Source organism: Planktothricoides sp. SR001 (assembly GCF_001276715.1).
Classification (GTDB): domain Bacteria; phylum Cyanobacteriota; class Cyanobacteriia; order Cyanobacteriales; family Laspinemataceae; genus Planktothricoides; species Planktothricoides raciborskii.
On the sequence record NZ_LIUQ01000144.1, the window covers coordinates 1 to 1,692 of the forward strand.

The 1,692-nt window shown below is 37.9% G+C and carries 1 pseudogene and 1 CRISPR repeat array; the pseudogene reads right to left on the reverse strand.

Features of this window, described 5'->3' with window-relative positions:
- Nucleotides 1-3: 3 nt before the first annotated feature.
- A CRISPR array of direct repeats spans nucleotides 4-1,209; the repeat unit is 37 nt; unit sequence GTTTCAATCCCTAATAGGGATTCAATATAGTTGCAAC.
- A gap of 166 nt (nucleotides 1,210-1,375) precedes the next feature.
- Nucleotides 1,376-1,657, reverse strand: a pseudogene (locus AM228_RS30570) (transposase family protein); the annotation flags it as partial.
- Nucleotides 1,658-1,692 lie beyond the last annotated feature (35 nt).

The following is a 1,692-nucleotide window of genomic DNA, read 5'->3' on the forward strand; positions in this document are numbered from 1 at the left end:
TCTAGTTCCTAGCTGGACTGGCGACTGCTATAGTTGCAACTCAAATCTAAAAAATCGTGCAGATATGCCACGAATTGTTTCAATCCCTAATAGGGATTCAATATAGTTGCAACGTATTTGTTCAGTGTCGGATCAAAAGCGAGTGGCTGTAGTTTCAATCCCTAATAGGGATTCAATATAGTTGCAACATTCAGGATAGGCAAGGCATTCTAGGTTAGGTTCAAGTTTCAATCCCTAATAGGGATTCAATATAGTTGCAACTATGGAGTTGAGCGGAGTAGAAAAAACTCAGTTGTTACGTTTCAATCCCTAATAGGGATTCAATATAGTTGCAACTCGGGGCTATCAGGAAGGTGTCAAAGATAGCCGTTAATGTTTCAATCCCTAATAGGGATTCAATATAGTTGCAACTTAGATACCAGTTCCCCGATGGGGCGGATGATGTTGTTTCAATCCCTAATAGGGATTCAATATAGTTGCAACTCTGTTTATCCCGCTATGTAAGGGTTTCAGCCTTGCGTTTCAATCCCTAATAGGGATTCAATATAGTTGCAACGCTGTATTTTGGCATCAAGCGTGACGAAAGATGGAGTTTCAATCCCTAATAGGGATTCAATATAGTTGCAACAGATGCCACATCTAGCCATTGTTTATCAGAATAAGTTTCAATCCCTAATAGGGATTCAATATAGTTGCAACCCGTTGGTAGAGGCGATCGCATTTAAAGAATAATTGTGTTTCAATCCCTAATAGGGATTCAATATAGTTGCAACTGCTGAAAAATTAGCCAGCGAATCCGCGCCAAACGAGTTTCAATCCCTAATAGGGATTCAATATAGTTGCAACCTGCGGGAAATGAGCTAATCATCAGAGACTTTTACGTTTCAATCCCTAATAGGGATTCAATATAGTTGCAACGCCATTGAAGAATTTAATCAACCGCCAAAGGTGCGGAGTTTCAATCCCTAATAGGGATTCAATATAGTTGCAACAATTATTGACTGAATATGCAGTTAAATTTTCGTGGTTTCAATCCCTAATAGGGATTCAATATAGTTGCAACGGTGACGTTCCTGCTCAGGGTGAGATTTTTATCCCTGTTTCAATCCCTAATAGGGATTCAATATAGTTGCAACCTAGAATGCTAGATCCCGCGCAGGTAGGCAAGCAGAGTTTCAATCCCTAATAGGGATTCAATATAGTTGCAACTATTAGACATCTCCGAAAATCCCTAAATACCCTCTATGGCTACTTTTGAGGTTTCTATAACTACTGTGCCTGGTTCTCCAAAAGTAACGAATTCATAGGCTTTTTGATTTTTGTTGATAATAATTAATCAATTTTGTTTCTGAATGCCAAGCATTTATTACAAAATTTATTCACAATTCTTAACTCTAATGACAATGGCTCCTATTCGCCATCTTATTAGTCCACATACTGTTAATATAACTGATTCGTAATTTTGGCGATTTAACCGAAATATTTCTGACGCAACTCGATAAATTTTTATCAGCCTTATTAAATGTTCGACCACAATCCTTTCTTTGGCTTTTAATCGGTTTTCTTCTTTTTTTTCCACCGATATCTTTTGATGAATTGGTTTTTTATGCGGTGTATTAATTGCTGCTTCTCCTACATAAGCTAGATCCCCTATGTATTTTTGCTCTTTTCCTAGGGCGTGTCATCAATTGG